Consider the following 25,737-nt stretch of genomic DNA (forward strand, 5'->3'; position numbering starts at 1 on the left):
GGGCGTTTTCATCACTTCCTAGGAAGGGTTATGTCCCTTTTTAATTCGTTGAATATACATATATGGAAACTATTTTGAGGTGATTTTTTTTGAAAGAGAAATCTATGAGAATGTTCCCATACGGCGGATACGATCCTTTTTCCACTCCTACTGCAAAGGGTTACGCAAACAGCCAACAAGTACCCGACAGACCGCCATATGCGCCTGCAACTCCAGTTCCAATGCCGCAGCAACAATATTCACAAGGATTTAACCAACAGCCATACATGCCTTATATGATGCCTATGATGCCTCCAGGAATGCCGCATCCGATGATGCCAGGTATGCCTTTTAACCAAAAACAAGGGCAAGGGAATCAAATGGGAGGGTTTCAGAATAACCAAGGATCTGGGTTAAACTTCGGTAAAATGATGGGCGGAGCAAATCAAGTTATGGGGCTTGCACAGCAAATGGGCAACATCCTTTCCTTCTTTAAATAGAAGCCATTATAAATGGCCTCTATTTTTTTTTGATTAGACGATAATAGTGTTTCAAAAGAAAAGCAGATTCTAATTTGTGAAGTCCCGCCCAATAAGACAACGAGATTGGAACGGATTTCATTTTTACTAACCTTATCTTTTCAATCGAGAAGTCTTGTTCTGAAAACCAGTTCGACTTGAAAAAAGGTCCATGATAATTTTGCTTCCAAACATCATAAAGATGTGGGCTGTATATTTTTTGGTTTTTTTTCGTTTTAAAGAAAGAAAGTTTTTCTATCGGATATTTCTTTTTATGTGGATCATCCTTTAGAGTGAAAACACTTCTGTCATAATCGTTTCGAGATCCAGTGTGAGGAGTTTTAAGAGCAAACGTATAGGTGTTATGAAAATGTTTAGGATGAAAGAGGATGTGGTATAAATTCTGGCCTAATTCAATTCTTGCGTTAAGGCTTTCAAAATTGTACATATTCTTACCAACTGAATTCTTTAACGGAAGTACAGGAAACAAAATTTGAGAAAGCTGAAGCCATTCTTGGATACGATAAGTCAAATGCTTTAATAACTGCTGATATTCCGCTGTTTGGACAAGGTGGTTTTCGATGTGACTTTGTTCGTTTATAATTTGTGCGATGGGTAGCAGCGGGCTATGATCTCCTTGAAAATACAATTCCCAAACCCCTTCCATAAATGGAGATACATTAAAAAAATGACAAAGGTAAAATAACGACATTCCCTTCATCTTACTTTCTTCATACAAAAGCAATTGAGGGTATGCGTCTTCGAATATCATACTGTTTCCCTTTTCTAACATTGTATATAAATTCTCCGCAAATACACCGTCAAGGATGTGAGGCAAGAATTCTCCTTTTAGATCAGTCATAAAGTAACCTGCATTCCTTGAAACCATATGAGCTAAAAATGCCCATTGTATTTCAGGATGTTTCTTGAAAAATGATAAATATGCAGTTGTTCTTGTAATGTTGTCCTTATTTTTTAATTTTGTTTTGTATTTGATTTTTTGTATTAATTCTTTATTGTTTTGAAAACTGATTCTTACGCTATTTCTGTGTTTCATAATTCGTTTCCATTGAAATTGAAGCTGCACTTTTTGCTCTGAACTCAGCTCCCATAACACTTTTTTTCTACTTAATAAAGAAAAGGGCTGAAGTAAGAAATGGATTGGAATGAGTGTAAATTTTGTTAGTATCCTCTTAGAAGAATTCAAATTTAACACCCTCCCTTTATTCTCAATGTATGAAGAGTGAAACTAAAAAACACCCTTTATGGATAAAGGGTGTTAAATTCAGCCTTATTTTGTTGCGACTCCGCCAGATAATAAAAACTTCATAGCGTCCTCTGGTTTGATATCAAGAACTTTGACTTTATCTTTAGGAACTAAGAACGTGAATCCAGCGATTTGAAAAGTTTGGGGGATATAGACAGCAACGTGGTCTGACAATTCATCACTTAAGCTGCTTACATCATCTGTTGTAATAAATCCCACACTTTTCATATTTAGCTCTGGATATTCGATAAGAACAACGGTAGAAAAAGATCGTTTTTCACCAAAAAGAGAATGAATAGTATCTTTGATTACCGTATAAACGGTTTTGACAAAAGGCGTTTTTTCTAAGATTCGATCAATGAGTCTGAATATTTTCCCAGAGATATATTGTGTTGACATCCACCCTAGAACGGTGATCAGAACAATGGTTGTAATAAGCCCGATTCCCGGTATATAGTCTTCTTTTAAGACATCCTTTAATAAATTGCCAAGAATGCTATCGAGAAATCCAAAGATTTTATAGATGATATATACGGCCAATACAATCGGAAGGATCGTCAACAATCCATTAATAAAGTATTTAAGTAATGTTTTCATGTTTTCCTCTAGAGATTCATTTACTAAGATTTTAATGCAGATGTTTTCTTTTCAATTACTTGCTTAAAGTTTTTTTGAAGTTTTGTTGTGACAGGACCAATTTGGTAAGTTTGATCCTTCGTACCTAACAATTTAATAACAGGTGTGACTTCCATGGTTGTACTTGTGATAAAAACTTCATCAGCATTCAGTAGTTCTTCAACAGAAAAAGCTGCTTCTGAGAAAGGAACTCCAATCTCCTGTGCAATCTTTAACACGAGTTGTCTTGTGATTCCATTTAAGATCAGGTTCGTTGCAGGATGTGTTTTAAGTGTACCATCCTTAACAATAAACACGTTAGATGAGGAACCTTCTGTAACTGTTCCATCTCTATGCTGAATCGCTTCTTGGCAATCATAATCAGCTGCTTTCCGTTTAGCCATTACATTTCCAAGCAGGTTTAAGCTTTTAATGTCACAGCGAAGCCATCTGATATCTTCTGTCAAGTACGTCTGAATTCCGTTTGATTGCGAGGCAGCAATTGAATCTAATGAAACAGGTTTTGCAAAACCAGTAACAACACTTTGCATATTCCGTTCATATAGGTGATTTCGCGGTGCAACTCCACGAGTCATTTGGATATAGACCATTCCGTTCACAACATTGTTCTTGCTGATCAGTTCATCCGTTAATTGCTTAAACATTGTGATATCATACGGCATAGAAAGTTCTAACTTTTGAGCGCTTTGCTCAAACCTTTCAAAATGCTCATCAAATCCAAAAGGTTTTCGGTTATAGACAAAAACAACTTCATAGATGCCGTCACCAAAAAGGTAACCTCTGTCTTCAGGATCTACTGGAATAGAACCACTTTTAATAATTTGATCGTGATATAAAACATATGAATTTTCCATGATTTTACCACCTCATATATATGATATGTATACAATTGAGCTTTCATCTACTGTAAATGAAAAAGTGACTCCCATCAAGAGTCACTTTTAAGAACGAAGAATTTAATTAATTGTTCCGCCAGCCTGTTCATATCTTGCCATAAATTCTTGTTTAAATTGATTTGTTAGAGCTAAGTCATGAATCCATAGCGCATTTTCGTCATTTACATCATTGCCGTTTGTACTCCAGTTTGTAGAGCCTGTGATAACAAGCGGGTCACTTGAAGTATCAGCATCAATGATAAAATATTTGTGGTGCAGCTTTCTGGATTCTTTATCCATAAATACAGGAGCTGGATTTTTCCAGCGTGTGTTCGGATTATTAGTGCTCGTTTGTGTAGCGGTTCTGCCTGTCATGTCAATGGAAGCAGACCACCACATGTTCCAAAATGAATCATCAAAAACACCTTTTATATCAAAACCCGTTTTCGTTCCTTCTAAATCGTTAGGGGAACCTTCCCACTTCACTTTAAGTGTGTCAACTAAAGCTTGATCTGACCAAGCAAAAATGCTGAAATACGTATTTTGGTGAGCAGATTGTTCAAGTGTTTCATTCATCTTTGGAACGGCGTTGTCTCCAGGTGAAAAATAAACTTCTACAGTCTTACCGCCAACTGTAACTTGGTGAGGTGTATTATCTGTTTTCCGCGATCCGAAGTTTGATACAGCTGCATTAGGCTGCGTACCTCCGCTTCCCCACATTTCATCAAACTCTGTTTTGTAAGTACTTGAAAGTTCATTTGAATGAAGCTCGATTGAATGATTAGAATTACCGTCTAGTATTCCATTTGACCTGTTTTCATCTGTCCCATATAGTCCGGTCGTTGTGAAATTCCAACTGCCTGTAAAGACCCATTGCCCGTCAACAACAACAAACTTATTGTGCATTTGAGTATCAGGAGAATAATAAGCGTTTGTTTCTTTTTCCTCACCGTCCACTAGCATGTGTCCAGTCTGACTTTGACTGCCTACAGTAACTGTGCGTTGTGTAAAATCGTTGAATCCATCTGAAGGAAGGTTATATTCTGTTCTTTTAGCCTTGTCTTCTACAGCAAAAATAATAGAGTCTGAAAAAATGTGTACATCATCCGCTGTATTCACTACACCATCTTTTCCTCTTGCTAATTTTTCTAGATATATTTTCATAAGCTCATATCGAGCATCATGTTCTGCATCAGATAATGGTTTTGAGTCAGCTAACATTCGTACTGAAACCCCTGCAGATGCTTTTTCTATTAATGCGTTTACGATGTTAGGAAGGTTGATCTCATATGTTGCAATATCGATAGAACTTGTAGCTGAATTAATTCTACTTAACAATCTGTTTTCAAGATTAATATTATAATTGGCCGCGTTACCAGGTGTCGCGAATTGTGTTAAGGCACTTTTATTAAAATAAACATTGATCGCTCCAACATCATTACTAACATTGTTCAATTGTTCTGCTTGTCCGTTTGATGTGCCCTGGATGTTCCCGGGTGTTCCGAATCCTGCATCGTAGCTAGCTGTTGCTGTTTTCCAGTTCTGAATGTCATCTCCGCTGGTCGAGAGGTTTTTCTTCTCCATTGTTGCTCGAGAAGCAGCATCTCCTGCATACCACTTGGAAACAGCATCACTTATTCCATTTGATGAATCTAGAAGCTGAAGACTTTCTCCTGTGTTTGATAGAGCGCCTGTGAAAATTTGATCTGCTGTAACACCAGGTACTGTTGAATCGTCAGTTCGTTCCAGTAAAAAGGTATCACCCGGGTTGATTGAACCGCTAAGCTGAATAGAAGGAGTGCCATCTGCTGATTTTAACGTCCATCCATCAAGTTGAATAGTTTGATCTGTAGGATTGTAAAGTTCAATCCATTCATCATTCGCATCTATCGTTGTCCCCATCCAGGCAATTTCAGAGATAACAGGTCCTTCAACTGTTCCGGCAGCACCAACTTGTTCATGGTGTGAGTTGAAAGAGAAAACAGAAGTCATCAAAACAAACGCGGAAATACTTTTTTTCCATTTCATAAAACAAACCCCTTTTTGTAATGTTATGTAAGCCATGAAAAATCATAGCATAGGAACAGTAGAAGTTTATTAATGATTTTGAATTGTAAAGAAAATTCATCCAAAAGAACTTTATGTATAAAAGTTTTATGAAGATTTTTAAGCAGATGGTCCTACTGAGGAAGTAGTATGCTTGGCCATGGGGTGGTTTATCTTTATTAGAGTCTGTGTAACTAATGTAAATATAATTTAAGTTGTTCATCACAAACAAATAGAAATATTTCTTCTCCCAGTATAGATAACCCGTGCGCTAGCCTTCTCTCATCTTATAAAAAGCTCTTTTCTAAAAGATTATTGCTTTCAAACCTCATTTCTTCTATGACAGTTGATTGGAGTGTAAGGTGCGAGACTCCTGCGGGACAGGCGGGCAGGTGAGACACTTAAGAGTGAAACGTACGAATGTGGCTCACCGCCTGCCCCGCGGAAAGCGAGCACCTGGAACGGAAATCAACCACTTACATAACAACAAAGATTACGAAAACAGTCTATAAAAAAAGAGGCTTAGCTCCAAAAGTTACTTTGCTTTTGAGCCATGCCTCATACATTATTGTTTAACGGTTTTTACGACTTTATTGTCTTTTACCGTTACCATATAAAATTCGTCGTCCATTTCAATCAGGAAGTCTTCATCATATTGTTCTTTTAGCTCTTCTTCAATTTTGAAAGGTTTTTTGAAATGATCGTCAATCACATTTAGACGATCTTTTCGAGCATTTTCACGATTAATCGTATCAAAAACGAAATAAGCTAAAAATACAATTCCTAATGATATTATGATTTTTGCTGTTTTACTCACGGTATGTATCCCCTTCCCTTTATTCCAACAACAAGTATAACCTAAAAGCTGCAAAACAAAAACACCTGGTTTTCCCAGGTGCTTCATATTACTTCCACCAAGTATCATGGATGGATGCAGGATGGTTTCTTTTATGCATGGTTTGTAAGTATCTCTTTTCAATTTTTTCTTTTGAAGTAGCAGAGATTTCTTTTCCTTCTAAGTAATCATCAATCTCTTCATACGTAACTCCAAGTGCTGTTTCATCAGGGATTAGCGGTTTATCGTCTTCTAAATCAGCTGTAGGAACTTTTAAATAGATGCGTTCTTCAGCACCTAATTCTTTTAGCAGCTCTCTTCCCTGTCTCTTATTTAATCCATACAAAGGTACAATATCACAAGCACCATCACCGTGTTTTGTGAAAAAGCCTGTGATTGCTTCAGCTGCATGATCGGTACCAATAACAAGACATTGGTATGCTCCTGCAATATCATACTGAACTTTCATTCTTTCGCGTGCCTTCGTATTTCCTTTTAGAAAGTTAGTAAGCTCCTTATCCGTTGCTTCCATAAAAGAGTTTACTGAAGCATCTACTGCTGGTTTTATATTTACAGTAAGAGAAACATCTGGATCAATAAATTTTAGCGCGCGTTGGGCATCTTCTTCATCTTTTTGAACACCATATGGAAGTCTGACAGCTACGAATTTATAGTCCTCATTGGTTTCATCCCGCAGCTCTTTCATGGCTATCTGAGCTAATTTACCAGCTAAGCTCGAGTCTTGTCCGCCGCTAATGCCTAGAACATAACCTTTTGTACCAGATTTCCTTACATAATCTTTTAGAAATTGAACTCTAGCTTGAATTTCACTTTTTGCATTAATTTCAGGTTCTACTTGTAATTCTTTAATGATCTGTTGTTGAAGTACCAAATTAATCGCCACCTTTACTTTGTACTTAACTGTTCCACTTACCGTTCGTTTTTAATCTAATTTATAATCTTTTTTAAGCTCATATAGGCACTGTAAAGAACGCTTTGCCCATTCACTATTGTCTTCTTCTAATTTTTCTATGTATCCAATCAGAGCACTTTTTAATGAGTCTTTATAAGCTGGAAGGTCACCGGTATACTCCTTCACTGTATGGACGGGCACCCATGTTTTCTCACCATAACTTAATGCTCTTCTTTCTTGAAAAAAAGGAACGTCAGCTTGTTTAGGATGATGCAGATCACCTTGCCGTGGGTGTGACTTTACCGCTAAAACATGGACTAGTACCATCTGATTTCTTTCATCTTCTGCTTTTCCTATATATTGCCCTGTTTTATAGCTTGCGAGTACTAACTTTTCTGTTTCAGTCATTTTTCGCCTCCAGCTTTACATCTATTTCTTTTGATACCACAAAGGCAAGATCTTCATTACCGAATAAGGATAAGACTTGCAACAATGTTTCATTGCTAATGTGCTCCGCCTCTTCTAATGGAACAGTCTGCTCTAACATATGCATCACATATTCGTTATTCGTTTGTTCTGGATAAGCTTTAAGATAAACTTCCTTTGGATCTAATCCATTATTTACACACCATTGAGCGTAAATAATAATCATCATACCTTCGTCTTTTTGATAATTACTGATTACTTTTTCAGAAATTTCATCTGCTCGATTACTCATCTGTTTCCACCTCATTTGATATTCATCATTACCGTTAACTTTAAAACAGGAAAATAAAAAAAGCCAGTATAATCACTGGCTTTACCATTAAACGGTTTGCTGTTCTTTTCGTTCTGTCTCGTAGCGGTTACGAGGATGTTCTAAACATTCTTTCGTACATGAACGCTTATGCTTCACTTCACACTCTGTACAACAAACATGTTGTTTGTTACATTCTGGATTTGCACAGTTCACGTAGCGATCTTCTGTTTTTCCGCAATAATAACATGTAGCAATAACTACATCTTCATCTGTGCGGTTTACCGGAACTGAGATACGCTCATCAAATACGTAGAGTTTTCCATCCCAAAGCTTCCCTTGAACTTCGTCGTCTTTACCGTAAGTTACGATTCCGCCTTCAAGCTGTGATACATCCTGAAACCCTTCTTGTAGAAGAAAGCCTGAGAACTTTTCACAGCGGATACCACCTGTACAGTACGTTAAAACTTTTTTATCTTTAAATTGGCTTATGTTTTCGCGGACCCATTTAGGGAAATCTCTAGATGCTTTAACATCTGGACGAATCGCACCGCGAAAGTGCCCAATTTCATATTCATAATCATTACGTCCGTCAATTACAATAACATCTTCGTCCTGTAACGCTTCGTAAAATTCTCTTGGAGATAAACGTTTACCAGATAATTGGTTTGGATCTACGTCTTCTTCAAAACGCCAAGTTACAAGTTCCTGTTTATGACGAACAAACATTTTTTTAAATGCATGTTGTTCAATATCATCTATTTTAAAAACAATATCTTCAAATCGCGGATCTGCTTTAAGGTGATCCATGTAGATTTGAGTTTGTTCATACGTACCTGACACTGTTCCGTTTATACCCTCAGGTGCTACAATAATTCTTCCTAGAAGACCTAAGTCCTTACAAAACTTTAAATGTTCATCTTTAAAGCTTTCTGGATCATCGATCGGAACATACTTGTAATACAATAGTACTCTCATTTTTTCTGACACAATTATTCACCAACCTGCAACGTTAGTTTATTTTTTGCGACGCCAAATAAAAAACCACCGGTCCCAATAGCCATCCCCGTGGTGAGTACCGGAACTAACCGATAATCAATATATTCAATTGGAAGTGGCGCGCCCACCAGGATTCGAACCCAGAATACGAGAGCCGAAATCTCGTGTGATATCCATTTCACTATAGGCGCTAATTTACGTCACGAATAATATCATAAACAATTTCTTAAAATAATACAAGTGTTTTTTACATCAATTAAATAACTGTTCCTTAATTTACCAAATGACGAGAATCTTCAGAGCTTTCATAGATCGTGATGACAGGTTCTTCAGGATGCCATTTGAATACACCTTTTTTCCCATTTAAGATAGCTGGGAAATGCAGCGTGGAAGAAAATGCATCTTCAAACCACACGCCGTGAGACAATATATTAGAAATAAACATTTCTGCTTCAAGTTCCATGAATTGAATTCGCTTTTCCCAAGCTGCTTTTTCTTCAGCATTTAACTGAGGTTCAACTTGTTGAAATGATTCGTACCAAAGATCAAACTCTCTTTGTAAATTATGGAGAGAGTCAAACTCTTTTGAGAGGACAGGAAGCAATTGGTTGGCTTCTTCTAATGTATAACGCTTCATCACATCGTTCTCCTTCACCTTCATGTCCGTATTATATCAAATGATAAAAACTTTGCACACAAAAATGACAAGAAGAAAACCTTTTGGTTCCCCAAAAGGTTAAATGGTTAGACACATTTCTTTTTTTGGATTCTTTAAGTCTAAATAGAAGTCTCTTACCGTATCATCTTCAAGAAGCTCAGGAAAATCCCTTCTGTACTCTGAACTAATCAAGATTTGTTCTACAAGATCAACAGATCCTTTTCTTAATAAAAGACGTAACGTTAACCATTTATCCCTTTTTGCTTTTAAGTGAAACTTCGTGATAAAAAGCATGATTCTATCATCACTTGAGAACGTCTTTTCCTTTTCTTTTCGTAAATTAATTTGAGATACCGTTTTCATAGAGAACACCCTCCCTTTAATTTGCGAGCTCTTAATACCATTATTATTCAGTTTTTTCTGAAATATACTTGTCCATATTAGAAATCTAGTTTTTTTATGGACGGGTATTAATAGAAAAGCCAGCATTTGCCTCATCAACCTATATTTGATTAAATAACTTTATAAGCAATTAACTAGGAGCTGTGTTTAATGAAAAAACTTCAAAAAGAAATAGTATTAGGAAATTTCCTCACCATATTAACTGAATCAGATACGTGGAGAATCGGAGGCTTTCCACTTCCAGATGGATCTTTCCACGAATTCAGAGAGCCAGAGGCAGTTGTTATTGTAAGAAATGATGAGTTGTATGTCAGGGTTAACCCCTTCACTAAATCACACCCTTCTGTGCAATTTTTAGATAATGCAAAACACATGTATTATTCGAATGAATCGATTAAAGTGCCTGAAGACGGAACCATCTCCTTTCAATGGAAAATGCGCTCTCGCCCAATCGGTACTCATGCTAACGATTTATACGATGGTTTTGTATCTGTGAATTTATTGGACTTTACAACTGGCGCAGCGCTTGATTTTTTTGCTGGGAACGAACAATTTGCAAGTGTTTATGCAGTACTTCCGTTCCCAGGTGTTTCAGTGCCTGAAACCGACAAAACGAGATACTTTTGTATTTTTAAAGAAGAAAAAGATTTTAACGATAGAGAATGGAACGAATATCGAATTACTTACAACCGTGAAGCAGACGAAGTAACTTTCGCTGTAAACGGATCAATCGTAAGAAATGAAAAAAATGTTCCAATCAAATTTAATGAATTTACAGTTGCTCTTGGACTTATGACCGAAAAAGATTTAGCACCAGAAGGCAGTACTTCTCTTCACGGACAAGGCATCATCGGTGAATGGTCACCTATGAAAGTTACGATTGAAGAATAATACAATAATCGCGTTTTACCTTTATAGGTCTGCATGATGCGGGCCTTTTTTTATTTATTCTAGGAATACTTTGAAAATTCCTTTTTTTGCGACAGTTTTATATAATAAGTATTGAGCAATTAAGAGAGGATGTGGCAAAATGTCACAAATAAACGTGTTACAAATTGAAGAAATAACACTTAATCAGCTACATATGCATTTTGAAAATGGGGAATTAAACTCTTTTGACCTTGTAAAATATTATTTAGATCGAATATCAAGATATGATAAACAAGGTCCACAAATCAACTCTGTTCTTGAAGTTAATCCTGGTGCATTATTCATAGCAAGGAAATTAGACCATGAGCGGCAAAACGGGAAAATACGCGGTCCTTTGCACGGGGTCCCTGTTATCATTAAGGACAATATTGATACTGCTGATCAGATGCATACTAGCGCAGGGTCATTAGCTCTTCAAAACCACTATGCTCAAAAAGATGCGTTTATTGTTCAGAAACTGAGAGAAGCTGGTGCTGTTATTTTAGGGAAAGCCAATATGACCGAATGGGCAAACTTCATGGCCTATAATATGCCAAATGGATATAGCTCGAGAGGCGGACAAGTTCTAAATCCCTACGGCCCAGGCGTACTTGATGTAAGTGGTTCCAGTTCTGGATCTGCTGCGGCTGTTGCATGTAACTTTGCCACTCTTGCAATTGGAACAGAAACATCAGGATCTATATTATGCCCTGCTGGTAATAACAATATTGTTGGAATCAAACCAACTGTCGGTTTGGTATCGAGAACAGGAATCATACCTATCTCGATCAGTCAGGATACAGCAGGCCCAATGGCAAGAACCGTTAAGGATGCAGCAATACTGCTTGAAGTAATAGCAGGCGTAGATTCTCAAGATGCAGCCACCCATATTGCACCTGAGCAATCCTCATATACAGATGGTTTAGAACAATCGTCATTAAATGGAAAAAGGTTTGGAGTAACCTATGAGTTTTGTATTCGTGATCTGAATGAAAAACAAAGGTCTGTGTTTGATGAAGTACTACAATTAATAAAAACGCAAGGCGGAGAAATTATTTATTTAGATCAGATCTCTCCATTAGAAAAAGATGGATCTAACTATACTGTTCTTTTACATGAATTCAAATCAGGTCTTAATCATTATTTAAAGTCTGTCTCCCCTGCAATTGGTATTTCAACCTTATCTGATGTCATTGCGTTAAATAATGAACATAAAGATAACTGCCTTAAGTATAATCAAGAGTTACTAATCGAGAGCAACGAAACAGATGGAACTTTAACTAGTACAGAATATCTTCAATCTAGAATGAACGATTTGGAAAAGACACAGAACAAAGGTATTGATCTCGTGATGAACGAAAATCAACTTGATGCTATTATTAGCCCGAACGATGTTTGGTACGGAATTCCAGCAAAAGCAGGCTACCCTTCTATTTCCGTCCCTTCAGGCTTTGATGAAGCTGGATTGCCTCTAAGTGTCATGTTCACAGGTGTTGCTTTCTCAGAGAAAAAGCTTATTCAGTTGGCATATGCGTTTGAACAAGCTTCACAAAAAAGGATAACTGTTGTATTTAAATAGTTAAAAGTAAAAACCGGGAATAGCACCCGGTTTTTTACGATTATTTGGTTCTTTTCTAAATGACTATTGCTTTAGGCCTTTTTCTCTCCATTTGCAAATGGTTTGAAGCTAGCAAACTAGAACGAAAATCAAATACTGTTAAGAGCAAGATTGTATGTGAAAAACAGCACTATACTCATTCATTCCTGTTTTTAAATAACACGGTGTATTGCAGAAATCGCAAGTTCGATGTCTTCAGCACTTACATCATAGTGTGTTGTAAATCTAATTTGTCCTTCCCCGAATGAGACGGCGAGCAGGCCTTCTTTCTTCAGGTTACTTAAGAATTCTTCATTGGTTTGCAAGGTTTTTTCTGTATTAACAATAACAATGTTCGTATCAGGCCTGTTAACAAGAGTTAACTTATCCATTTCTTCTATGGCATCAGCTAGTTTTAATGCTTTTTCATGATCTTCAGCTAAGCGATCTACCATTTCTGTTATCGAGATGATACCGCTTGCTGCAAGGAAACCTGCTTGTCTCATTCCCCCGCCAAGTCGCTTTCTCCATTTTCTCGCTTTTTGAATGACTTCTTTTTTGCCTGCTAATAAGGAACCGACAGGGGACCCTAAACCTTTCGATAAGCAAATCTGTACTGAATCACAATATTGGGTAAAATCTTTCACATCCCTTTTTGATGCTACCACTGCATTAAAGAGACGTGCTCCATCGATATGAACGGGTATGCCCGCGTTAGAAGCAATATCATATATAGCGCTCATGTTCTCTAAAGAAACAATAGATCCTCCAGAACGGTTGTGTGTGTTCTCAAGACATATTAAAGAAGTATCAGGAAAATGAATATCATCAGAACGAATAGCACTTTTCACTGTGTTAGGGTTCATTTCGCCTTTGATACCTTGAACGACTCTTGGCTGAACACCAGCTAAAGCTGAAGTGGCTCCCCCTTCATAAAAAAAGATATGAGACTCTGCTTCAACGATAATCTCATCGCCTGGCGATGTTTGAGCAAGAACGGCTAATTGATTGCCTTGTGTGCCGCTAGTAACAAATAAAGCATCTTCTTTTCCTGTTATTTCAGCAGTCAATTCTTCTAGTCTATTAATCGTGGGATCTTCACCGTAAACATCATCCCCGACTGATGCATTATAGATGGCTTCTCTCATTTTTTTTGTTGGTTGTGTAAGGGTATCACTTCTAAGGTCAATCATATTACACCTCATTCTAAATTTTTTAAGGCTGTTTCCGAAAACTCTGTTGCATTTTTAGAATAGAGTCTTTAGTAAAGGGGCTTATTAATTACTCCATATAAAGTACTGGCATTCCTTTTAATTACAGAAAAACCCAAATCTTTAAATTTCGTGCTTGTTCGATTATCTTTCATCACTACACGCTGTGAAGATACTCTTAATGCTTCATTAATCGTTTTCTTAGTAAGTTCCCCGTAATCAGCACTGCTTTTTAAACCTTGTATACCTGGAGAAGCGATGGTTGATTCGAACATAGGGTCAAAATAAACAACATCATAGCGATTATCAGGTTGTTTTTTTAGAAACTCGTAATGATTACTCTGTACAACTTCAATTCTTCTCATGGCTGCATTCATCTCTGGCAGTTTTGATTCCCATACTTTAAGGCCGCTGCGAACGACAAATGAAATAGCGGTACTGCTCTCAATCCCCGTTACAGAGCCATTCTCTCCCGTGACTAAACTAGCTACTATAGAGTCAGAAGCTAGTCCTAATGTACAGTCCAATAAAGTCATACCTTCACTTAATTGGCTAGCTTCAATAAAGGCATCTTTTTCTCCTCTAAGTATTTGCTTTACACGGAACATTGAAGAATTAGGATGAAAAAAGAAAGGTGTGCCCCCGTCTTTTGGATGATACGAAATTTTATCGACCCCGATCATGAGTACATCTTTATTGTACTTTTCGGTTAAGGATGATATGGAGAGGCCTTCTCGCTCCACGAATGTCCCTCCTATTGATAGGGCAACTTCTTCTGCTTTATTTTGTAACCGCAATGCATTTTTTCCGGCTGTTGTAACAATCAATGTATTCACCTGTCTGTTTATAAATTAATGTTGTTCTTGCAAACTTCGTTGATTCTGAAAGTGATTGATTTCGCTCCAACTAAATGAACAAGGAAGTAAAATCAAATTCAAAAAAGGCTTCTTATTATTTGCATATATCTTGGAACAAACCTAAAATATGGGAAGATATATGTATGAGGAGGCACCACCATGAAAAAAGGTTTATCGTTTCAAGCCTTAGGCAAATTTACATATCGTTTCCGTGTTCTTATTATAACATTTTGGGTACTGACTACCATTGTATTAGGCTTCTTTGCTGTCAAACTTCCTTCAATATTAAGTGGAAGCGGTTTTGAAATGGATGGCTCTTTTTCTAAAGTAGAGAATATTTTTCAAGAAAAGTTCGAACAGCCTAAGTCTTCTGTGATGCTGGTCTTTGATTCTGAAGAATATAACCCTCAAGATCAAGAATATAAAGATTTTGTACTGAATTCTATTGAGCAAATGGGTGATGTTCAAGACGTAGTTGGCGTTCAAAGTCCCTATGCTGCTCCCGAAAAAACGATAAAAGATAGTGTATCGTTTGCTACCATTCAGTTTGATAAGAGCTTCGGAGATTTAAAGACTTCCATTGAACAAATAAGAGACCGATTGCCTGAAGACAAGGAGATCTCAGTTTCATTAACAGGCGGGCCGGTTATTGCTGAAGATATGAACACTGCAAGTCAACACGACTTAGCAAGAGCAGAAGCCATAGGGATACCTGCAGCACTAGTTATTCTTCTACTGGCGTTCGGCGGTTTAATAGCTGCAGGATTACCGATTATAGTCGGAGTGATCTCTGTTGTAAGCTCCCTTGGTCTTCTTTATTTTTATGGTCAAGAAACAAACGTAAGTATTTTCTTACTAAATGTTGTTCCTATGATCGGTCTAGCATTAGGAATAGATTTTGCCCTGCTTCTTGTAAATCGTTTTCGTGAAGAACTTCATCAAGGAATCGAAAAAGCTACCATAATCTCTGTTCAAACAGCAGGTCGATCCATTGCCTTTTCAGGTCTTTGTGTGTTCTTAGGTCTATCAGGTATGCTGCTGATTAATATCGATATTTTTAAAACAGTTGCAATTGGCGGTATGGTTGTTGTTATTCTATCCGTACTGAATGCCATTACATTTTTGCCAGCAATTTTAGCAGTACTTGGTGACCGTGTTAATGCGTTAAAATTGTTTAAACCGAAAAAAAATGGAAAATCAGTTTGGCATTCATTTGCGGCTTTTGTTATGAAGCGACCCGTTATAATGGCGATTACGGCAGCATGTATTTTAGGGTTATCCGTAACCCCCGTTAAAGATATGAAACTTTCAATTCCGGAAGCTGAGGCCCTTCCTCCAGAATATGAGTCTAGAACTGCCTTTGAAAAATTCGAAAAAACCTTTGGTGAAGATGAATTGTACCCGGTGCTCATCGTGGCGGAATCAAATGATTCATACACTACAAATAAAGAATCTCTGCTTGCGTTAGAAAAATTAGTAAAGAATCTTGAAAATGAAAAAGAAGTAACCAAAACAGAATCTATTTTTAATTATACTAACCAGCTTAATGGTTCAGAGCTTTACGATGTGTTGCAGACAGAACAAGGAAAGCAGCAGTTATCCCCTGCATTAAAGCCGTTTATCAATAAAGAAACAGCAGTAATCAGAGCTTATTTATCAGTAGATGTTACAGGTGATGAAGCCAAGCGATTCGTTAAGAAATGGGAAGATGAACATGATGGACTTTCATTAACTATCGGTGGTGTAACAAAGTTTAATCAAGAGATATTTGATGAAATTATCGAAAAAGCACCATATGGGTTAGCGATTGTACTTATTACTACCCTTTTCATACTAATGATTGCATTCCGTTCTGTATTCATACCGATAAAGGCAATCTTTATGAACATGCTTAGTCTGGCAGCTACCTTTGGAATTCTTGTTTGGATATTCCAAAGCGGCGTGCTGATGGACCCAGTTGAAATTGGATTGATGATACCTGTCTTTACGTTCGGAATCGTATTCGGACTGAGTATGGATTACGAGGTTTTCTTAATCTCTAGAATACAAGAAATCTATGAGGAGAGCGGTGATAATGACCACGCTACATTATCGGGATTAACCTCTACTTCAAAAATCATTACTTCAGCCGCTGCAATTATGATTGTGATAACTGGATCCTTTGCTTTTACCAATGTAATGCCTGTAAAGCAAATAGGTATTGCTATTGCACTCGCTATTTTTATAGATGCAACCATCGTCAGGATGATCTTCGTTCCGTCTTTAATGAAGCTTCTCGGAGACTGGAATTGGTGGATGCCATTTTCAAAGAATAAGAAGAATAAAAACCGCGGCGCCCTTTCCTAATGGGGTGCCGTTTTTTTACACATTCAGAAAGTATAACTTGTTTGCATGAAGATTTTCGCCATAGGCAACAAGTTTAGGTCGATCAGTATGACCGCAACTAAGACAGACGCAAAAGGCTATACGGCAACCAAGTTCTCTATAAACTAATTGTGGGAAATTAAAACGTTATATCCTATAATAAGAAATAGCTAGTCTTATTTTTAGGGGTGTTCATATGACTGAAATTATTATAATTCTTCTTATTTCTTATTTGCTAGGTTCAATCCCCTTTGCCCTGTTAGTAGGAAAACTAGGTTATGGCATTGACATCAGAGAACATGGAAGCGGGAATTTAGGCGGTACAAACACGTTTAGGACTTTAGGAAAGAAAGCGGGTTTTATTGTTTCAGCAGCAGATGTTTTAAAAGGTACATTAGCTGCAAGCTTGCCTGTTTTGCTGGATATTGACCTTCATCCACTTATTGCGGGAATACCAGCTGTAATTGGACATTGTTACCCAGTATTTGCGAAATTTAAAGGCGGTAAAGCGGTAGCAACTTCTGGCGGTGTTTTATTATTTGCAGAACCTCTTTTATTTGTTCTCGTTCTGCTTACCTTCTTTTTAACGCTATACTTAAGTAAATACGTTTCACTTTCATCTATTATGGCTGGTGTCGGTTCAATCGCTTTAAGCCTCTTGCTTTCTGGCGACTCCATTACAACCTACATCTTAATTGGCTTTACACTTTTTCTAATCTTTAGACACAGACAAAACATTGTCAGAATCGCTAAAAAAACAGAACCAAAAGTAAAATGGATTTAAGATCGTTCTTATTATAAGGACGATCTTTTTTTATGCTATTTTAGAGAATTTCGTTGCACGTGTAAGTTGTTGATTTCTTTTTCAAATGCTTTGGTCTCAACGGTGCATGTTAATGTGACGAGAAAAATGTCGCGAAATATGTCGAGGGTTGTAAACTCGTGGATAAACAGCAAAAACTTTTGGATTGACAGCCGAAATTCGTGGATAAACGGCCAAAATTTTTGGATTACGTGCCTAAACTTTTGGAATGCATTAGCTGAATACCTAGCTAGGTATATGTTACGACCAGTTTCGATACTCGAAACTGCACCATTTTCAAATCAAAAGCTACCTTGTTCATAAATTCCAGTCGATCTGTTTTGCTAAGCGGTTTTTCAACTTATTTTCTTTGCTTAATTATCAAATTAATACTAATAAAATTAAAAATAGGCTTTTCTCCTAAAAAAGTACAGGCGATTTCACTAAAAACTCCGCATTTGTCCGTGTCCGTTTAGGTGGTTCGGTCATATGGTGTAATGTGACGTTGACCTAGACTTAAATATTTGGAGGGACTGAAATGGAAAACAAGAAAATGAATATGCCTTATGGTGACAATATGAACATTAATATGAAGCCGGTAGCAAACATGCCGTTGCATGGTGGATATGGTGGAGGCTATGGTTATGGACATGGCTGCGGGTTTCTAATTATTGTTGTTCTATTCATCCTGCTAATCATTATCGGAGCGACAGCGTTCCACGGTAAAGATGACGACTGCGACGAATCTTCATCCTCTTCTCATTAAGTCATTATATTTATAAAAAAAGAAAGAGAGAAGCAAATTATGCTTCTCTCTTTCTTTTTTTAAATAGTCCAATTATACTGAATAAAAAGCCTTAGCAATGCTCGTCATATGCTCCGAGCAAATTCTCAAGAATCTCCTCTGGTGCATGGTTTTCAATGTTATGGCGATGTATAAAGTGAACGACTTTTCCATCCTTTAATACAGCCATTGAAGGAGAAGATGGCGGAATATCACCAAAGAATTCTCTCATTTGAGCCGTAGCTTCTTTATCCTGACCGGCAAACACCGTCACAAATTGATCAGGCTTTACAGAGTGGTTCTGTGATGCAATTGCAACTGGACGAGCTAGACCTGCAGCACATCCACATACAGAATTAATCACAACTAATGCAGTACCTTCTGTTTCCTGCATAAAATAATTAACTTCTTCAGGTGTTTTTAACTCTTCAAAACCAGCGCGCGTTAATTCATCTCTCATAGGTTGAGCCATTTGTTTCATATATTCTTCATAGGCATTCATAATTTATTCCTCCTGAAAACGAATCATTTACATACAATGTTATTATAGCGTAAACAAGCCATCTTTTTAACTATTTCGGCTTATCTCATGAATCTTCTTATTTTCAAGTATGTTTACTTTTTGATAATGAGGTTTGAAACTTTCTTTTATTAATGTATTAGCTACTGAACTTGCTTCAATTGGTTCATATTTTTTAGGGTATACAGATGGTAAAGCTTTATAGAGCTTTTCAGCAAATCTTTCTCCAAGCCTGAACTCATCACGGACCCCTATCAATAAAGAAGGCCTAACAATTGTGAGATGAGGAAGGTTCATTGAGATCAACTGTGACTCCATCTTCCCTTTAACTCTATTATAAAAGAATGTTGATTTGGCATTAGCTCCTAGGGCTGAAATAACTGAAAGATGTTTGATGTTTAATTTTTGAGCAAGTCTGCCTAACTTAACTGGAATATGCAGATCTACTTCTTCAAAAGCACTTTTTGATTTAGCTTTTTTCATCGTCGTACCGATACAGATAAACATTGCATCAGCTTTAATGTTTTCTAAGCGGTATTCAGGTGCTGAAAAATCGAATATGATTTCTTTTATTTTTTCATGTTTTATGTCTGTCGCTTTTCTAACGAGCATAATAATTTCTTGACACATAGGATCATTAAGGAGCTGTTTTACGACTTCCTGACCGACTAAACCACTTGATCCTGCAATAATAACTGTTTCACTATTCATTATTTAATGACCCTTTCTTTTTCTTGAAAGCAAATTTTTAATAATAATTCGGACTGGTAGGTGTATTTGGGTGAAGCATTCTTATTTTATCACTGGTTATCCAGGTTTTATAGCCTCAAAACTTGTAAAGGCTCTGCAAACAGAATATCCATCTTCTTCTTTTTACTTATTAATCTTAAAACAAGAAAGACAAATAGCCGAAAAAAAACTAGAAAATCATCATGAAAATATACAACTTATAGAAGGTGACATTACTAAAGAAAATTTAGGTTTGTCTTATACAGAAATCGAACACCTTGCAAATCATATTACACATTGTGTTCATTTAGCAGCTCTATACGATTTAACCATTCCGTATGATCCTGCTTATTCCTGTAATGTTATCGGAACTAAAAACGTCTTATCCTTTGTAGAGAAATGCAAGGATTTAAAACGATTTTGTTATTACAGCACTGCTTATGTATCAGGTAACGAGCAAGGGGAAATCCTTGAAAATGATTTTAGAAAGCCTCAAAGCTTTCGTAATTTTTACGAACAAACAAAGCATGAAGCAGAAAGTATTGTTAGAGCATCTATGGATAGGATACCAACCACCATCATTAGGCCAGGAATTATTGTAGGTGATTCGATAACAGGTGAAACCATTAAGTTTGACGGTCCTTATTTTATGATGCAGTTTTTAAACCGTTTAGCTCGTCTTCCAATTCCTAATATCGGCAAGTCAACATCGAAAATTCATCTCGTTCCCGTCGATTTTATAATTAAAGCCTCCGTATTCTTAATGCACGACCCTAGAGGTGAATCAAAAACGTACCACATGCTTAGTCCTGATTCACCTTCTATTCAGGAAGCATATTCTTTATTATGCCAAGAGCTTACTGGTAAAAAACCTAGTTGGACGTTATCTAGAATGTTTGCAGAACGATTATTGTCCATATCTATCCTTTCTAAATGGCTAGGCGTACCTTATGAAACGCTCTCTTACTTTTCTCATGATGCGCAATATGATACGACTCAGCTAGTTAGGGACCTGCAAGGAACTGAAATTACTTGTCCTCCATTTAAGGAATATGTTGGCGCTATTGTGCAATATTACAAAAACAACGCAAGTGATTATAACTTGAAAAGGTATTAAAAGGGATGGCAGTCTAAACTGTCATCCCTTACTTTACACTAAATTATTACTGCTGCTGACTACTTCGGCAGCTAATGTATTTTTAAAATGTGATATTGCCCATTCATGTCCCGCCTGACTAAAACTTTGAACAGCATCTTCATGAACTATAATTGAAAAGCCTTTATTGTACGCGTCAACAGCAGTATGTAATACACATATATCTGTACACACTCCTGTAAGGTGCAATTCTTGTATGTTTCTTTCTCGCAATTTTAATTCTAGATTAGTTCCCGCAAAAGCACTATAGCGAGTCTTATCTAACCAGTGAATTTGCTTTGCTAAATCTGCACGGTTTTTTGTATAAACATCATTTAGCTTTCCATACAGCTCCCTGCCTTCAGTGTTTCGAATATTATGTGGAGGGAACAACTTGCTTTCTGGATGATATTGGTCGTTTTCTTCATGTACATCTACTGCAAAAACCACATAATCTTCATTTCTCAAAAACTCTTTTGTAAGTGATACAATTCTCTCTTCAATTATCTGACCAGGCTTTCCGCATGTCAGCTTACCTTCATCGGCTACAAAATCGTTCGTATAATCAATTACAATTAATGCTTTCATTCCATCCTCCATTTAACCAAGTGTTTCAATCTCAACACTGCGTATTCCTTCAATCTTCTTCACATCATCATAAAGGTCTGTAGTATACCTTTTTTCGTAAATGGATGCTGACAATTCCATCTTTTTGTTGTCGTTTTCTAGATCTTTAATTCTCACATTAACGATTTTGACTTTAAGCTCGTTAATCTCTTTCATGACATCACTCATATTTGTGTCAGGATTTACAACTAACTTTAACTTAATATCAATTTGTCTTAATGCTTTCGGACCAATCCATTTCATGATTAAAGGAATAAGCTCTACGCTGATCAATATTAAAAATGCACCAGCTGCTGCTTCTTTATAAAACCCTGCTCCTGCTGCAATTCCTAAACCTGATGCTCCCCATATCATGGCGGCTGTTGTGAGTCCTGAAATCACATCGTTGCTGCGCCTTAAAATAACACCAGCACCTAGAAAACCGATTCCACTTACAATCTGTGCGGCTAGACGCATCGGATCCATAACGGTCTGACTTGAAACAAGTGAAAATTGTTTAGCAGATTCAATGCTTACGATTGTGAGCAAACAGCTGCTTATTGAGATAACAAGACTTGTTTTAAGTCCAACTGGTTTGTTTTTCAGTTCTCGTTCAATTCCGATGATAAGTCCGAAAAATGCTGACATTCCTAGTTTAACTAAGACAACACTCATGATGTTCACACCTCTCTTCTGTTTTTGCCCTTACTTAATAATACGCAAACAGGGGAATTAAATCCTTCTAAAGTTCGATAGGTTTGCATTTGAAGGATTAAGTTTTTCAGTTTATAATAGAAAATGTTATTATCTGAAAATATAAACTATTCAGTTAAAAAGGAGGTTTGAAATTTTTACTTCACAAAATTAAATATTGAGGAGGAAATGACTTGTTACCTAAAAAACAGCAAAAATTTGAACACCCAAGGTATAGCGAAATCGTTGAATCCAGTCAATTTAAGCAGTTAATGGAAGAGAAAAAACGTTTTATTATGCCGATGACCGTATTTTTTTTACTGTTTTACTTTAGCCTTCCCCTTTTAACAGCTTACACAGATGTATTGAACCAACGGGCCATAGGTGATATCTCGTGGGCATGGATCTTTGCATTTGCACAATTTATAATGACGTGGTCGTTATGTATGATCTATACGAAGCGAGCAAAACGATTCGATGAGCTTGCTGAAAAAGTTGTAACAGAAATGGACAAGGAGGCCTCCTCATGAATGGTACAGCGTTTTCTTTGTTTCTAGGAATTGTCGCTTTAACATTAGTCATTACTTATTTTGCATCTAAAAAAACGAAAACTACAAGTGATTTCTACACAGCTGACGGTGGCCTAACTGGCATGCAGAACGGACTTGCTATCGCAGGTGACTATATGTCAGCAGCTTCGTTTCTAGGAATTGCGGGCACAATTGCACTTTCTGGCTTTGATGGCTTTTTCTATAGCATTGGTTTTTTAGTAGCCTATCTGGTTGTTCTATATTTGGTCGCAGAGCCACTTCGTAACCTAGGTAAATATACGATGGCGGATATGATTGCTGCAAGGTTCAATGATAAAAAAGTTCGTGGTGTTGCTGCACTTAATACGATGGCGATATCAACCTTTTATATGGTTGCGCAATTAGTTGGTGCTGGTGCCTTAATCAAACTGTTATTAGGTATTGATTACATATATTCCGTCCTTATCGTGGGTGTTTTAATGACTGTCTATGTTGTTTTTGGCGGAATGACTGCTACTTCATGGGTGCAAATTGTTAAAGCTATTTTATTAATGCTCGGTACATTTATTATTTCTGTTATGGTATTCGCAAAATTCGGATTCAGTTTTACAGAAATGTTTAACCAAGTAAAAAATGCTACTCCACTTGGTGAGTCCTTTTTAAATCCAGGAAACAAGTTTAAAGATCCTCTTGATACGATCTCATTAAACTTAGCACTCGTTTTAGGTACAGCCGGCCTTCCTCATATTTTAATCCGATTCTTCACTGTAAAAGATGCACCTACTGCAAGGAAATCAGTTGTATATGCCACATGGCTGATCGGTGCTTTTTATATCATGACGATCTTTTTAGGCTTTGGAGCTGCTGCTTTTGTTGGTCAAGATAAAATTGTAGCAGCAAATGCAGCTGGAAACATGGCCGCTCCATTGCTTGCTGAAGTGCTTGGAGGGGAGTTTTTATTTGCTTTTGTTTCAGCTGTCGCTTTTGCTACCATTTTAGCGGTTGTAGCAGGACTTGTGCTATCAGCAGCTTCTGCTTTTGCACATGACTTTTACACACATATCGTACGAAAAGGTCATGCGACAGAGAGAGAGCAAATGAAAGCAGCCAAATGGGCTTCTGTTGGCGTAGCTATTATCTCGATTATTTTAGCCCTTTTTGCACAAAAACTGAACGTTGCATTCTTGGTCTCTCTTGCCTTTGCAGTTGCGGCAAGTGCGAACCTTCCAATCATCCTGCTTACGATCTTCTGGAAACGCTTTAATACAGCTGGTGCCGTAACAGGTATGCTTGTTGGATTAATAAGCTCACTAGTTTTGGTAACAATTTCGCCAAGCGTTTGGTCTCCTATAGAAGGAGCAGCTATATTAACGGGCGAAGCAATTTTCCCTCTCGCGAATCCTGGAATTGTATCTATTCCGCTCGGTTTCTTAGGAGCAATTGTAGGCACGATGCTAACAAAACCTTCTGATGCCGACAAGTTTAACGAAATATTAGTAAAAGCTAATACAGGTTCAGGATTGCGTAAAGGTGCATAATGAAAGGGAGAAAACCGGCTATTTTTGAGCCGGTTTTTCTTTTGTAGCAGCTTGTTTTGGAACGAGAGGATAAAATAGTATTCCTGAAGCAAGCAGAGCAATACCAAATAAAAAGGTCTTAATATCAGCTGTTCCGGCATAGATTACCCAAATCGAATAGATAGCTGCAAGTGAAGCGATGACTGCATCTGTTGATCGGCTCCTTCTTGAACCTTCATATGTCTCCCCTTTTATTACAAGTTTCAATTGATAAAGAGAAGCGACCATATAAGGAACCAGGAAAGCTAATGTCGCAATAAAAATCATAAAATCGAATGCTGATGCCATGGATTGAGAGATTACAGAAAATAAGAAGGCTTGCGTACATAAGTTTGTAATCCAGAGTGAAAAAACAGGAGAGCCTTTTTTGTTTTCTTTTAAAAAGTGAGGTATAAACATTCGTTGTTTAGCGGCTTGAAAAGGTACTTCAGCAGATAATAAGACCCATCCAACCGTTGCACCAAATAGTGATATGACTCCTAATGTGGCCATCACCATACTTCCCGATGGACCTATGGCAGTTTTTAATGCGTCAACTAATGGTTTTTGAGATTCAACCAGTTCATTCTGTGGCAATGTTCCCATGACCAATAGCGTGATACTTAAGTACAGTGCAAGTGCGATTATCAGTCCAAGTATTGTTGCTTTTTTTACATCACTCTTTTTCTTGGCTCGAGTTGAAAAAACTACAGCTGATTCTACTCCGACAAAAGCCCATAATGTAGCAATTGCCGCATTGTTGATTTGTGAAAGAAAACCAGTTTGAACACCGCCTTCTCCTTCGATCGGTTCATAAAAAGGAATAAGGTTACTAGCTTGGAACGCATAGAGACATGCAAGAATAAAGAGCAAAAAGCCTAAAACTTTTGCAGCGGTTGCAACAAAATTTACTTTTCCTGCTCCTTCAATTCCATTCAGAATTAAATAGTGGACGCTCCAAAGAAGGATTGTGCAAACGGCAAACGTAATCACGCCTCCAGTTGTAACTGTTGTTCCCAGAATCTTAAATAATGGATTTCCGTTAGTCATAACAGGAAAAAAAGTAGATAAATAACTCGCAAAAGTTGTGATGATGGCAACGTTACCAGACCAGTTTGCTACCCAATATCCCCAGCTTACAAGGTAACCTGCTAACAATGAAGAATTGGAATCTTTCTTAAATAACGCTTTAGCGTAGTTTTGAGGTCCTCCATTTAACTCAGGTTTCCTTAATGATAAATTACCGAATACAAGCGCTGTCATTAAGACGCCAAACCCCGTAATTATCCAGGCGGAAAGAACACCAGATGGACTTGCTACCTCTGCAAGTGAGCGAGGCAGCATAAAAATACCTGAACCTACCATGTTACCGACGACAAGCGCCGTTAAAACCCAAAAACCTAAATTTCTTTTCAACACAAAACCCACCTTTCCACTAAAACTATTTTACCCAATGAGAACTGTTGTAACTCATATAAAAAAAGAGCTATTTTCGCAAACCTTGAAGTAGTTGTTTTGGCTCTTTCAACAGGTTACCTCTTATACCGAGTAGGGTATCCAGAGGGCTAATTCAAGAAATT

28 protein-coding genes and 1 tRNA gene are annotated in these 25,737 nt (G+C 37.2%); 10 read left to right on the forward strand and 19 right to left on the reverse strand.

The window, feature by feature from the left end; translation table 11 throughout:
- Nucleotides 1–89 precede the first annotated feature (89 nt).
- Nucleotides 90–479, forward strand: coding sequence for a hypothetical protein (locus tag QUF49_RS09915; protein ID WP_289495503.1), 390 nt, complete (start codon nucleotides 90–92; stop codon nucleotides 477–479).
- A gap of 19 nt (nucleotides 480–498) precedes the next feature.
- Here the strand turns inward: QUF49_RS09915 and QUF49_RS09920 are convergent, their stop codons facing one another.
- The 4 genes from QUF49_RS09920 to QUF49_RS09935 form a co-directional block, all read right to left on the reverse strand.
- Nucleotides 499–1,704 carry a DUF2515 family protein gene (locus QUF49_RS09920; RefSeq protein ID WP_289495504.1) on the reverse strand — a complete coding sequence of 402 codons (1,206 nt, stop codon included), beginning with the start codon at nucleotides 1,702–1,704 and terminating at the stop codon, nucleotides 499–501.
- 84 nt (nucleotides 1,705–1,788) lie between these two features.
- Nucleotides 1,789–2,361, reverse strand: a complete 573-nt coding sequence (locus QUF49_RS09925) for a DUF502 domain-containing protein (protein ID WP_289495505.1) — start codon at nucleotides 2,359–2,361, stop codon at nucleotides 1,789–1,791.
- 23 nt (nucleotides 2,362–2,384) lie between these two features.
- Entirely contained in the window at nucleotides 2,385–3,254 is an 870-nt protein-coding gene (dat, locus tag QUF49_RS09930; protein ID WP_289495506.1) for a D-amino-acid transaminase, read from the reverse strand.
- 102 nt (nucleotides 3,255–3,356) lie between these two features.
- Nucleotides 3,357–5,303 (reverse strand): phospholipase D-like domain-containing protein, encoded by a 1,947-nt coding sequence (locus tag QUF49_RS09935; RefSeq protein WP_289495507.1) that lies wholly within the window; start codon nucleotides 5,301–5,303, stop codon nucleotides 3,357–3,359.
- 380 nt (nucleotides 5,304–5,683) lie between these two features.
- Here QUF49_RS09935 and QUF49_RS09940 point away from each other — a divergent pair, with 380 nt between their 5' ends.
- Nucleotides 5,684–5,833: a hypothetical protein gene (locus tag QUF49_RS09940; protein WP_289495508.1), complete on the forward strand. Its 150-nt coding sequence runs from the start codon at nucleotides 5,684–5,686 to the stop codon at nucleotides 5,831–5,833.
- Nucleotides 5,834–5,886: 53 nt separating this feature from the next.
- Here the strand turns inward: QUF49_RS09940 and QUF49_RS09945 are convergent, their stop codons facing one another.
- The 8 genes from QUF49_RS09945 to QUF49_RS09980 form a co-directional block, all read right to left on the reverse strand.
- Complete coding sequence (locus QUF49_RS09945) at nucleotides 5,887–6,138, reverse strand: hypothetical protein (RefSeq protein WP_289495509.1); 252 nt, start codon at nucleotides 6,136–6,138, stop codon at nucleotides 5,887–5,889.
- An 88-nt stretch (nucleotides 6,139–6,226) separates the two neighbouring features.
- On the reverse strand, nucleotides 6,227–7,048 hold the full coding sequence (gene nadE / locus QUF49_RS09950) for an ammonia-dependent NAD(+) synthetase (RefSeq protein WP_289495510.1): 822 nt from the start codon (nucleotides 7,046–7,048) through the stop codon (nucleotides 6,227–6,229).
- Nucleotides 7,049–7,099: 51 nt separating this feature from the next.
- Nucleotides 7,100–7,477, reverse strand: coding sequence for a kinase-associated lipoprotein B (locus QUF49_RS09955; protein WP_289495511.1), 378 nt, complete (start codon nucleotides 7,475–7,477; stop codon nucleotides 7,100–7,102).
- Nucleotides 7,470–7,787, reverse strand: a complete 318-nt coding sequence (locus QUF49_RS09960) for a hypothetical protein (RefSeq protein ID WP_289495512.1) — start codon at nucleotides 7,785–7,787, stop codon at nucleotides 7,470–7,472. The genes QUF49_RS09955 and QUF49_RS09960 overlap by 8 nt, the downstream gene beginning before the upstream one ends.
- An 87-nt stretch (nucleotides 7,788–7,874) precedes the next feature.
- Nucleotides 7,875–8,783, reverse strand: a complete 909-nt coding sequence (locus QUF49_RS09965; RefSeq protein ID WP_289497623.1) for a rhodanese-related sulfurtransferase — start codon at nucleotides 8,781–8,783, stop codon at nucleotides 7,875–7,877.
- A gap of 137 nt (nucleotides 8,784–8,920) precedes the next feature.
- Nucleotides 8,921–8,995, reverse strand: a tRNA-Arg gene (locus QUF49_RS09970).
- A gap of 80 nt (nucleotides 8,996–9,075) precedes the next feature.
- A complete protein-coding gene (locus QUF49_RS09975; protein ID WP_289495513.1) occupies nucleotides 9,076–9,441 on the reverse strand; it encodes a DUF2203 domain-containing protein in 366 nt (121 codons plus the stop codon).
- Between the two features lie 99 nt (nucleotides 9,442–9,540).
- A complete protein-coding gene (locus QUF49_RS09980; RefSeq protein ID WP_289495514.1) occupies nucleotides 9,541–9,825 on the reverse strand; it encodes a hypothetical protein in 285 nt (94 codons plus the stop codon).
- A 189-nt stretch (nucleotides 9,826–10,014) separates the two neighbouring features.
- On the opposite strand from QUF49_RS09980, the gene QUF49_RS09985 reads away from it, so the two are divergent.
- On the forward strand, nucleotides 10,015–10,755 hold the full coding sequence (locus tag QUF49_RS09985) for a DUF6081 family protein (RefSeq protein ID WP_289495515.1): 741 nt from the start codon (nucleotides 10,015–10,017) through the stop codon (nucleotides 10,753–10,755).
- A 139-nt stretch (nucleotides 10,756–10,894) separates the two neighbouring features.
- Complete coding sequence (locus tag QUF49_RS09990; protein WP_289495516.1) at nucleotides 10,895–12,352, forward strand: amidase family protein; 1,458 nt, start codon at nucleotides 10,895–10,897, stop codon at nucleotides 12,350–12,352.
- Nucleotides 12,353–12,543: 191 nt separating this feature from the next.
- Here QUF49_RS09990 and ltaE read toward each other — a convergent pair whose 3' ends face one another.
- Nucleotides 12,544–13,563 (reverse strand): low-specificity L-threonine aldolase, encoded by a 1,020-nt coding sequence (ltaE, locus tag QUF49_RS09995; RefSeq protein ID WP_289495517.1) that lies wholly within the window; start codon nucleotides 13,561–13,563, stop codon nucleotides 12,544–12,546.
- 68 nt (nucleotides 13,564–13,631) lie between these two features.
- The gene (locus tag QUF49_RS10000; protein WP_289495518.1) at nucleotides 13,632–14,324 is read right to left on the reverse strand and encodes a class I SAM-dependent methyltransferase; all 693 of its coding nucleotides are present in this window, start codon (nucleotides 14,322–14,324) and stop codon (nucleotides 13,632–13,634) included.
- Nucleotides 14,325–14,597: 273 nt separating this feature from the next.
- Here QUF49_RS10000 and QUF49_RS10005 point away from each other — a divergent pair, with 273 nt between their 5' ends.
- The 3 genes from QUF49_RS10005 (at nucleotide 14,598) to QUF49_RS10015 (ending at nucleotide 18,370) form a co-directional block, all read left to right on the forward strand.
- Nucleotides 14,598–16,784, forward strand: a complete 2,187-nt coding sequence (locus tag QUF49_RS10005) for an MMPL family transporter (protein ID WP_289495519.1) — start codon at nucleotides 14,598–14,600, stop codon at nucleotides 16,782–16,784.
- A 214-nt stretch (nucleotides 16,785–16,998) separates the two neighbouring features.
- Complete coding sequence (gene plsY / locus QUF49_RS10010; RefSeq protein ID WP_289495520.1) at nucleotides 16,999–17,586, forward strand: glycerol-3-phosphate 1-O-acyltransferase PlsY; 588 nt, start codon at nucleotides 16,999–17,001, stop codon at nucleotides 17,584–17,586.
- 625 nt (nucleotides 17,587–18,211) lie between these two features.
- A complete protein-coding gene (locus tag QUF49_RS10015) occupies nucleotides 18,212–18,370 on the forward strand; it encodes a YjcZ family sporulation protein (protein ID WP_289497624.1) in 159 nt (52 codons plus the stop codon).
- A 91-nt stretch (nucleotides 18,371–18,461) separates the two neighbouring features.
- Here QUF49_RS10015 and QUF49_RS10020 read toward each other — a convergent pair whose 3' ends face one another.
- The gene (locus tag QUF49_RS10020; protein ID WP_066241289.1) at nucleotides 18,462–18,893 is read right to left on the reverse strand and encodes a BrxA/BrxB family bacilliredoxin; all 432 of its coding nucleotides are present in this window, start codon (nucleotides 18,891–18,893) and stop codon (nucleotides 18,462–18,464) included.
- A gap of 63 nt (nucleotides 18,894–18,956) precedes the next feature.
- On the reverse strand, nucleotides 18,957–19,619 hold the full coding sequence (locus QUF49_RS10025) for an NAD(P)H-binding protein (RefSeq protein WP_289495521.1): 663 nt from the start codon (nucleotides 19,617–19,619) through the stop codon (nucleotides 18,957–18,959).
- 70 nt (nucleotides 19,620–19,689) lie between these two features.
- Between QUF49_RS10025 and QUF49_RS10030 the strand changes: the two genes are divergently transcribed.
- Nucleotides 19,690–20,754, forward strand: a complete 1,065-nt coding sequence (locus tag QUF49_RS10030; protein WP_289495522.1) for an SDR family oxidoreductase — start codon at nucleotides 19,690–19,692, stop codon at nucleotides 20,752–20,754.
- Nucleotides 20,755–20,787: 33 nt separating this feature from the next.
- Here the strand turns inward: QUF49_RS10030 and QUF49_RS10035 are convergent, their stop codons facing one another.
- Both QUF49_RS10035 and QUF49_RS10040 read right to left on the reverse strand, forming a co-directional pair.
- The gene (locus tag QUF49_RS10035) at nucleotides 20,788–21,360 is read right to left on the reverse strand and encodes a cysteine hydrolase family protein (protein WP_289495523.1); all 573 of its coding nucleotides are present in this window, start codon (nucleotides 21,358–21,360) and stop codon (nucleotides 20,788–20,790) included.
- Nucleotides 21,361–21,372: 12 nt separating this feature from the next.
- Nucleotides 21,373–22,053, reverse strand: coding sequence for an MgtC/SapB family protein (locus QUF49_RS10040; RefSeq protein WP_289495524.1), 681 nt, complete (start codon nucleotides 22,051–22,053; stop codon nucleotides 21,373–21,375).
- A 212-nt stretch (nucleotides 22,054–22,265) separates the two neighbouring features.
- Between QUF49_RS10040 and QUF49_RS10045 the strand changes: the two genes are divergently transcribed.
- Both QUF49_RS10045 and QUF49_RS10050 read left to right on the forward strand, forming a co-directional pair.
- Nucleotides 22,266–22,601, forward strand: a complete 336-nt coding sequence (locus tag QUF49_RS10045; RefSeq protein ID WP_289495525.1) for a DUF485 domain-containing protein — start codon at nucleotides 22,266–22,268, stop codon at nucleotides 22,599–22,601.
- Entirely contained in the window at nucleotides 22,598–24,139 is a 1,542-nt protein-coding gene (locus QUF49_RS10050) for a solute symporter family protein (RefSeq protein ID WP_289495526.1), read from the forward strand. Before QUF49_RS10045 ends, QUF49_RS10050 begins: the two co-directional genes overlap by 4 nt.
- Nucleotides 24,140–24,157: 18 nt before the next feature.
- Here QUF49_RS10050 and QUF49_RS10055 read toward each other — a convergent pair whose 3' ends face one another.
- Nucleotides 24,158–25,576, reverse strand: coding sequence for an amino acid permease (locus tag QUF49_RS10055; protein WP_289495527.1), 1,419 nt, complete (start codon nucleotides 25,574–25,576; stop codon nucleotides 24,158–24,160).
- Nucleotides 25,577–25,737: the final 161 nt, after the last annotated feature.

This window comes from Fictibacillus sp. b24 (genome assembly GCF_030348825.1).
Taxonomy (GTDB): Bacteria; Bacillota; Bacilli; order Bacillales; family Fictibacillaceae; genus Fictibacillus.

Bases quoted from the DNA above. Each gene is read 5' to 3' on its own strand.
- QUF49_RS09925 (WP_289495505.1), bottom strand. From the start codon at position 2,361: ATGAAAACATTACTTAAATACTTTATTAATGGATTGTTGACGATCCTT.
- dat (WP_289495506.1), bottom strand. From the start codon at position 3,254: ATGGAAAATTCATATGTTTTATATCACGATCAAATTATTAAAAGTGGT.
- QUF49_RS09935 (WP_289495507.1), bottom strand. From the start codon at position 5,303: ATGAAATGGAAAAAAAGTATTTCCGCGTTTGTTTTGATGACTTCTGTT.
- QUF49_RS09955 (WP_289495511.1), bottom strand. From the start codon at position 7,477: ATGACTGAAACAGAAAAGTTAGTACTCGCAAGCTATAAAACAGGGCAA.
- QUF49_RS09960 (WP_289495512.1), bottom strand. From the start codon at position 7,787: ATGAGTAATCGAGCAGATGAAATTTCTGAAAAAGTAATCAGTAATTAT.
- QUF49_RS09965 (WP_289497623.1), bottom strand. From the start codon at position 8,783: ATGAGAGTACTATTGTATTACAAGTATGTTCCGATCGATGATCCAGAA.
- QUF49_RS09975 (WP_289495513.1), bottom strand. From the start codon at position 9,441: ATGAAGCGTTATACATTAGAAGAAGCCAACCAATTGCTTCCTGTCCTC.
- QUF49_RS09980 (WP_289495514.1), bottom strand. From the start codon at position 9,825: ATGAAAACGGTATCTCAAATTAATTTACGAAAAGAAAAGGAAAAGACG.
- QUF49_RS09985 (WP_289495515.1), top strand. From the start codon at position 10,015: ATGAAAAAACTTCAAAAAGAAATAGTATTAGGAAATTTCCTCACCATA.
- QUF49_RS09990 (WP_289495516.1), top strand. From the start codon at position 10,895: ATGTCACAAATAAACGTGTTACAAATTGAAGAAATAACACTTAATCAG.
- ltaE (WP_289495517.1), bottom strand. From the start codon at position 13,563: ATGATTGACCTTAGAAGTGATACCCTTACACAACCAACAAAAAAAATG.
- QUF49_RS10005 (WP_289495519.1), top strand. From the start codon at position 14,598: ATGAAAAAAGGTTTATCGTTTCAAGCCTTAGGCAAATTTACATATCGT.
- plsY (WP_289495520.1), top strand. From the start codon at position 16,999: ATGACTGAAATTATTATAATTCTTCTTATTTCTTATTTGCTAGGTTCA.
- QUF49_RS10015 (WP_289497624.1), top strand. From the start codon at position 18,212: ATGCCGTTGCATGGTGGATATGGTGGAGGCTATGGTTATGGACATGGC.
- QUF49_RS10025 (WP_289495521.1), bottom strand. From the start codon at position 19,619: ATGAATAGTGAAACAGTTATTATTGCAGGATCAAGTGGTTTAGTCGGT.
- QUF49_RS10035 (WP_289495523.1), bottom strand. From the start codon at position 21,360: ATGAAAGCATTAATTGTAATTGATTATACGAACGATTTTGTAGCCGAT.
- QUF49_RS10040 (WP_289495524.1), bottom strand. From the start codon at position 22,053: ATGAGTGTTGTCTTAGTTAAACTAGGAATGTCAGCATTTTTCGGACTT.
- QUF49_RS10050 (WP_289495526.1), top strand. From the start codon at position 22,598: ATGAATGGTACAGCGTTTTCTTTGTTTCTAGGAATTGTCGCTTTAACA.